This is a genomic window from Pseudescherichia sp., from assembly GCF_031998825.1.
Lineage (GTDB): Bacteria > Pseudomonadota > Gammaproteobacteria > Enterobacterales > Enterobacteriaceae > Pseudescherichia.
Genome location: NZ_DAMACX010000036.1, coordinates 40,687 through 47,409 on the forward strand (window position 1 = coordinate 40,687; position 6,723 = coordinate 47,409).

Genomic DNA, 6,723 nt, shown 5'->3' on the forward strand with positions numbered 1-6,723 from the left:
GCTGGGGTACGCCATGATGTTAAGCAAGAAAAACAGCGAGGCGCTGGAAAACTTCAGTGAGAAACTGGAAGTCGAGGGGCGTAGCCTGTGGCAGGACGCGCGCCGTCGCTTTATGCATAACCGCGCGGCGGTAACCAGCCTTGCGGTGCTGGTGCTGATCGCGCTGTTCGTCGCCTTTGCCCCGCTGCTGTCGCAGTTTACCTATTTCGATACCGACTGGGGTATGATGTCCAACGCGCCGGATATGGAGTCTGGCCACTACTTCGGCACGGACTCCTCGGGCCGCGACCTGCTGGTGCGCGTCGCGATCGGCGGCCGCATCTCCCTGATGGTAGGCATCGCCGCCGCGCTGGTGGCGGTTATTGTCGGCACGCTCTACGGGTCGCTCTCCGGCTATCTCGGCGGCAAAGTCGACTCGGTGATGATGCGTCTGCTGGAGATCCTCAACTCCTTCCCGTTCATGTTCTTTGTGATCCTGCTGGTGACCTTCTTTGGTCAAAATATCCTGCTGATCTTTGTCGCCATCGGCATGGTCTCCTGGCTCGACATGGCGCGTATCGTGCGCGGCCAGACGCTGAGCCTGAAGCGCAAAGAGTTTATTGAAGCGGCGCAGGTTGGCGGCGTATCGACGGCCAGCATTGTGGTGCGCCATATCGTGCCGAACGTGCTGGGCGTGGTGGTGGTCTATGCCTCGCTGCTGGTCCCGAGCATGATCCTGTTCGAATCCTTCCTGAGCTTCCTTGGTCTCGGTACCCAGGAGCCGCTCAGCAGCTGGGGCGCGTTGCTCAGCGATGGCGCAAACTCAATGGAAGTATCGCCGTGGCTGCTGCTCTTCCCGGCGGTATTCTTAGTCGTCACCCTGTTCTGTTTTAACTTTATCGGCGATGGCCTGCGTGATGCCCTCGACCCGAAAGATCGTTAAGGAGTGCTGTTAATGAGCATCATTGAAACCTCAGCGTCGACGGTGACGCAGCAGCAATCTAACGTTCTGCTGGATGTCAACGACCTGCGGGTCACCTTTAAAACGCCGGACGGAGACGTGACGGCGGTTAATGACCTGAACTTTAGCCTGAGCGCAGGGGAGACCCTCGGGATCGTTGGCGAATCCGGCTCTGGTAAATCGCAAACTGCCTTTGCGCTGATGGGCCTGCTGGCCGCCAACGGCGTTATCGGCGGCTCGGCAAAATTCAACGGCAGAGAGATCCTCAACCTGCCGGAGCGCGAGCTGAACAGGCTGCGTGCCGAACAGATCTCGATGATATTCCAGGATCCGATGACTTCGCTGAACCCGTACATGCGCGTCGGCGAGCAGCTGATGGAAGTGCTGATGCTGCACAAAGGCATGGGTAAAGCCGAAGCCTTTGAAGAGTCGGTGAAAATGCTCGATGCGGTAAAAATGCCGGAAGCGCGTAAGCGCATGCGCATGTATCCGCATGAGTTCTCCGGCGGGATGCGCCAGCGCGTGATGATCGCCATGGCGCTGCTGTGCCGTCCGAAGCTGCTGATCGCCGATGAGCCAACCACGGCGCTGGACGTGACCGTGCAGGCGCAGATCATGACCCTGCTCAACGAGCTGAAGCGCGAGTTTAATACCGCCATCATTATGATCACCCATGACCTTGGCGTCGTTGCGGGCATCTGCGATAAGGTGCTGGTGATGTATGCGGGCCGCACCATGGAGTACGGTGCCGCGCGCAACGTCTTCTATCAGCCTGCGCACCCGTACTCCATCGGCCTGCTGAATGCCGTACCGCGCCTGGATGCGGAAGGGGAGTCTCTGCTGACGATCCCAGGTAACCCGCCAAACCTGCTGCGGTTGCCGAAAGGCTGCCCGTTCCAGCCGCGCTGCCCGCACGCGATGGAAATTTGTAACACGGCTCCGCCGCTGGAGGAGTTTGCCCCAGGCCGCCTGCGCGCCTGCTTTAAGCCGGTGGAGGAGCTGGTATGACTATCCAGACCGAAGAGAGAAAGGTTTTGCTCGAAATTGCTGACCTGAAAGTGCATTTCGATATCAAAGACGGCAAGCAGTGGTTCTGGCAGCCCGCCAAAACCCTGAAGGCGGTAGACGGCGTCACGCTGCGCCTCTACGAAGGGGAGACCCTTGGCGTAGTAGGCGAGTCCGGCTGCGGTAAATCGACCTTTGCCCGGGCCATTATCGGCCTGGTGAAGGCCACTGACGGTAAAGTCGCCTGGCTGGGTAAAGATCTGCTGGGGATGAAGCCGGACGAGTGGCGCGACGTGCGCAGCGATATCCAGATGATTTTCCAGGATCCGCTGGCGTCGCTGAACCCGCGAATGAATATCGGCGATATCATTGCCGAGCCGCTGCGCACCTACCATCCGAATATGCCGCGCCAGGAAGTACGCGACCGCGTTAAGGCGATGATGATGAAGGTCGGCCTGCTGCCCAACCTGATCAACCGCTACCCGCATGAATTCTCCGGCGGCCAGTGCCAGCGTATCGGCATTGCCCGGGCGCTGATCCTTGAGCCGAAGCTGATCATCTGCGACGAACCGGTCTCCGCGCTGGATGTGTCAATCCAGGCGCAGGTGGTTAACCTGCTGCAAAAATTGCAGCGGGAGATGGGCCTGTCGCTGATCTTTATCGCCCATGACCTGGCGGTGGTGAAACACATCTCCGACCGCGTGCTGGTGATGTATCTGGGCCACGCGGTAGAGTTGGGAACCTATGATGAGGTCTACAACAATCCGCTGCACCCCTACACCAAAGCGCTGATGTCGGCCGTGCCGGTTCCCGATCCCGATCTGGAGAAGAACAAGCAGATCCAGCTGCTGGAGGGGGAGTTGCCATCGCCGATTAACCCGCCGTCAGGCTGCGTGTTCCGCACCCGCTGTCCGATTGCTGGACCGGAGTGCGCGCAGACGCGTCCGGTGCTGGAGGGCAGCTTCCGCCACGCCGTTTCCTGTCTTAAGGTTGACCCGTTATAAATAAAAAGGGCTGGCACAATACCAGCCCTTTTTTTACTCACGCCACAGGATGTGGCAAATCTTGTGATCTTTTTCGCGGCAAAGCAGCACGCGGGCAAAGATGTCGTTGATCTCACCGCCGTCGGTATCTGCCAGGCCGATAACCACTTCTGAAAAGAAGTCGGGGTTCAGATCGTAATCGACATGTTCCTGCCAGTCCTCGGCCGGATCGAACAGCTCCGCACCGCCGCGCTCTTCAAACTGCAAATTAAAAAGAATCACGTCTGCCGGATCGAGATTATCCATCGCCAGCTCAAGAAAAATATCGTAGGCCTGCTCAAGCGTTTCATCTTCAGTCAGGCGATTGTTCAGATCCATTTCCATAGTAACACCCTGGTTTAACCGCTGATGGGCACGTTTTACAGCAACGGACTAAAGAAGTAAAACAGTCGCTCGACGATCCGCTGCCATAGCGGACGTTTCAACCAGCGCTTTACGTCCAGCAGCCGGGAGCGGGAGATATAGTCATCCTGCACCGCTGCCAGATCGCCGCCGAAACCGGCGTCATCAATGACCAGCGTAATCTCAAAGTTGAGCCACAGGCTGCGCATATCGAGGTTCACTGTACCCACGAGGCTCAGCTCGCCGTCCACCAGCACGCTTTTAGTATGCAGCAGGCCGCCCTCGAACTGATAAATTTTCACTCCGGCCGCCAGCAGCTCGCTGAAGAAGGCCCGGCTGGCCCAGCCGACCAGCAGTGAGTCGTTCTTGCGCGGCAGAATAATGCTCACGTCCACGCCGCGCTGGGCGGCGGTACAGATGGCGTGCAGCAGATCGTCACTCGGCACAAAGTAGGGCGTCGTCATGATCAGATATTCCCGCGAGGCGTAGACGGCGGTCAGCAGCGCCTGGTGGATCAGATCTTCCGGAAAGCCGGGACCGGAGGCGATCGTGTGGATCGTGTGGCCGCTGGCCTGCTCAAACGGCATGATATTGCCGTCCGGCGGCGGGGGGAGGATGCGTTTACCGGTCTCGATCTCCCAGTCGCAGGAGTAGACTACCCCCATCGAGGTGGCGATCGGCCCCTCCATGCGCGCCATCAGATCCACCCACTGACCGACACCGGCATCCTGTTTGAAAAAGCGCGGATCCACCAGGTTCATGCTGCCGGTGTAGGCGATATAGTTATCAATCATCACCATTTTACGGTGCTGGCGCAGGTCCATCCGGCGCAGGAAAACACGCATCAGGTTAACCTTCAGCGCCTCCACGACCTCGATGCCCGCGTTGCGCATCATCGTCACCCACGGGCTGCGGAAGTAGTTAACGCTGCCTGCCGAGTCGAGCATCAAACGGCAGTGAACGCCGCGCCGAGCCGCCGCCATCAGCGACTCGGCCACCTGATCCGCCATTCCGCCGGGATGCCAGATATAGAACACCATCTCGATATTGTGGCGGGCAAGCTGAATATCGCGGATCAGCGCCTGCATCACATCGTCCGAGGAGGTCAGGAGCTGAAGCTGGTTACCCTTCACGCCAGCAATACCCTGGCGGCGCTCGCAGAGTTGAAACAGCGAGGCGGCCACCGGGCTATTCTCTTCGGCAAAGATATGCTTGCAGGCTTTAAGATCGTGGAGCCACTTGGCGGTGGAGGGCCACATCGCGCGGGCGCGCTCGGCCCGCCGCTTGCCGAGATGAAGCTCGCCAAACGAGAGGTAAGCGATGATCCCCACCAGCGGCAGAATATAGATGATTAACAGCCAGGCCATGGCCGAGGGAACGGCGCGGCGCTTCATCAGGATACGTAATGTTACCCCGGCAATCAGCAGCCAGTATCCCAAAATGACCAGCCAACTCACGACGGTGTAGAAGGTTGTCATAGTTAAAAAAATCCTTTTTAGAGCGCCATACACTGAGTGTACGCATAAGCATCCATCTGGCAAATAAAAACGGCAGAGAAAGCGCTGGTGCCGCGTCGGCGAGGGTCTATAATGAAACCTTCATTATTATCAGAGCTACTGTCATGAAGCGTAGTAGAACGGAAGTGGGGCGCTGGCGGATGCTTCGCCAGGCGAATCGACGCAAAGCCCGCTGGTTGGAAGGCCAGTCGCGTCGTAATATGCGCATCCACTCAATCAGAAAGTGCATGCTAAACCGCCAACGTAATTCGTTGCTGTTTGCCATCGCCGAGTACTGAGATTGTCTGAGGGCACGTTCTGGTGCCCTCAGCGTTAAAACTTAAAACACTTTCTTGTACGGTTTAACCGACACGTTCTGGTAAACACCCGCCGCCACGTAAGGATCGGCTTCTGCCCAGGCTTTCGCCTCGTCCAACGACTCAAATTCAGCAATGACCGTTGAACCGCTAAAACCCGCCGCGCCCGGATCGTTACTGTCTACCGCAGGCATCGGACCCGCCGTCAGCAGGCGGCCCTCGTCGCTCAGCAGCTGCAGACGCGCCAGGTGCGCTGGACGCACCGAGAGGCGTTTTTCAAGTGAATTGGCAATATCTTCAGCGTAAATCACATAAAGCACGAGTAGAGTTCCTTAAATGATAAAATGACTCCGGGACGCTAACACACCTTGCAGGCTGCACGCTACCCTCATGATTTTATGCATCCTGAAAAGCCAAAGCTGGATCAGAAAAATTGTCCGCAACGGCTAAAATGAGCGATAGATGCCATGGCTTATTGAATATGATTGCTATTTGCATTTAAAATCAGGGCCTGGCTTTTCAACTGAAACGATTATGACTGCAATGACCCTTGATCTACCTCGCCGCTTTCCCTGGCCGACACTGCTGTCCGTTGGTATTCATGGTGCTGTCGTGGCGGGCCTGCTCTACACGTCAGTACATCAGGTTATTGAACTGCCCGCACCCGCGCAGCCCATTGCCGTCACTATGGTCACGCCTGCCGAGCTGGAGCCGCCTCAGGTTGTACAGCCGCCCCCCGAGCCGGTGGTAGAGCCTGAGCCGGAGCCGGAGCCGGAGCCGATCCCTGAGCCGCCAAAAGAGGCGCCGGTGGTGATTGAAAAGCCAAAACCGAAGCCCAAGCCGAAGCCAAAACCGAAGCCAGAGAAAAAGGTCGAGAAGAAGGTTGAGCAGCCGAAGCGTGAGGTCCGCCCGGTCGAGACGCGTCCGACCGCACCGCTGACTAATACCGCGCCGTCGCGCCCGCTGACCAGTTCCGCGCCTGCTACCAGCAAGCCGGTGACGTCTGCGCCGACAGGCCCACGTGCGTTGGCGCGTAACCAGCCGCAGTATCCAGCCCGCGCCCAGGCGCTGCGCATTGAAGGCCGCGTGCGCGTGAAGTTTGATGTTACCGCCGACGGTCGCGTGGAGAACGTGCAGATCCTCTCTGCCCAGCCGTCAAATATGTTTGAGCGCGAGGTGAAATCGGCGATGCGTAAATGGCGCTACGAAGCGGGCAAACCCGGTTCAGGTCTGGTTGTGAATATCGTCTTCCGCCTTAACGGCGGGGCGTCCGTGGACTAAGCGGCAACCGTGAACGTTATAAAAAAGCCTCCATTCGGATAATGCTTATCAGTTAAGCTGAAGAAGAGAAATATGTGACTCTGGTATATGTGTTCCGTTCACCTCATGGAGGGCAGAACATATAACGGTCGTCACACGTGAACGGGATAAGGGGGCCACCGCGGCCCCCTTATCGATCCCCGCGGCCCCGCGGGGAAACCGGTGCTGCGCACTGCGCTCACCTCCCGCCCGGCTGACCGACGGTCGGCTCGACTCGACGTCCTGTCTCGTTTCGCCTCTGGCCGCCCTCCCTGGCGTCC

General features: G+C 58.2%; 8 protein-coding genes. 5 read left to right on the forward strand and 3 right to left on the reverse strand.

Annotation, left to right across the window (positions count from 1 at the left end):
• Positions 1-13 precede the first annotated feature (13 nt).
• Genes oppC through oppF form a run of 3 tightly spaced genes read left to right on the forward strand, consistent with a single transcriptional unit; the run spans position 14 to position 2,949 of the window.
• Complete coding sequence (gene oppC / locus RTP97_RS15790; RefSeq protein ID WP_312209494.1) at positions 14-922, forward strand: oligopeptide ABC transporter permease OppC; 909 nt, start codon at positions 14-16, stop codon at positions 920-922.
• A 12-nt stretch (positions 923-934) separates the two neighbouring features.
• On the forward strand, positions 935-1,948 hold the full coding sequence (locus RTP97_RS15795) for an ABC transporter ATP-binding protein (protein WP_312415331.1): 1,014 nt from the start codon (positions 935-937) through the stop codon (positions 1,946-1,948).
• Positions 1,945-2,949 (forward strand): murein tripeptide/oligopeptide ABC transporter ATP binding protein OppF, encoded by a 1,005-nt coding sequence (gene oppF, locus RTP97_RS15800; protein ID WP_312415332.1) that lies wholly within the window; start codon positions 1,945-1,947, stop codon positions 2,947-2,949. The genes RTP97_RS15795 and oppF overlap by 4 nt, the downstream gene beginning before the upstream one ends.
• Positions 2,950-2,982: 33 nt before the next feature.
• On the opposite strand, the gene RTP97_RS15805 is transcribed toward oppF, so the two are convergent.
• Together RTP97_RS15805 and cls are read right to left on the reverse strand one after the other, a co-directional pair.
• Positions 2,983-3,312: an HI1450 family dsDNA-mimic protein gene (locus RTP97_RS15805; RefSeq protein ID WP_042394392.1), complete on the reverse strand. Its 330-nt coding sequence runs from the start codon at positions 3,310-3,312 to the stop codon at positions 2,983-2,985.
• 35 nt (positions 3,313-3,347) lie between these two features.
• Positions 3,348-4,808: a cardiolipin synthase gene (gene cls, locus RTP97_RS15810; RefSeq protein WP_312415334.1), complete on the reverse strand. Its 1,461-nt coding sequence runs from the start codon at positions 4,806-4,808 to the stop codon at positions 3,348-3,350.
• A gap of 143 nt (positions 4,809-4,951) precedes the next feature.
• Between cls and RTP97_RS15815 the strand changes: the two genes are divergently transcribed.
• Positions 4,952-5,125, forward strand: a complete 174-nt coding sequence (locus RTP97_RS15815) for a YciY family protein (protein WP_312415337.1) — start codon at positions 4,952-4,954, stop codon at positions 5,123-5,125.
• Positions 5,126-5,166: 41 nt separating this feature from the next.
• On the opposite strand, the gene RTP97_RS15820 is transcribed toward RTP97_RS15815, so the two are convergent.
• Positions 5,167-5,463 (reverse strand): YciI family protein, encoded by a 297-nt coding sequence (locus tag RTP97_RS15820; RefSeq protein WP_312209502.1) that lies wholly within the window; start codon positions 5,461-5,463, stop codon positions 5,167-5,169.
• A gap of 223 nt (positions 5,464-5,686) precedes the next feature.
• On the opposite strand from RTP97_RS15820, the gene tonB reads away from it, so the two are divergent.
• A complete protein-coding gene (gene tonB / locus RTP97_RS15825) occupies positions 5,687-6,424 on the forward strand; it encodes a TonB system transport protein TonB (protein ID WP_312210109.1) in 738 nt (245 codons plus the stop codon).
• Positions 6,425-6,723 lie beyond the last annotated feature (299 nt).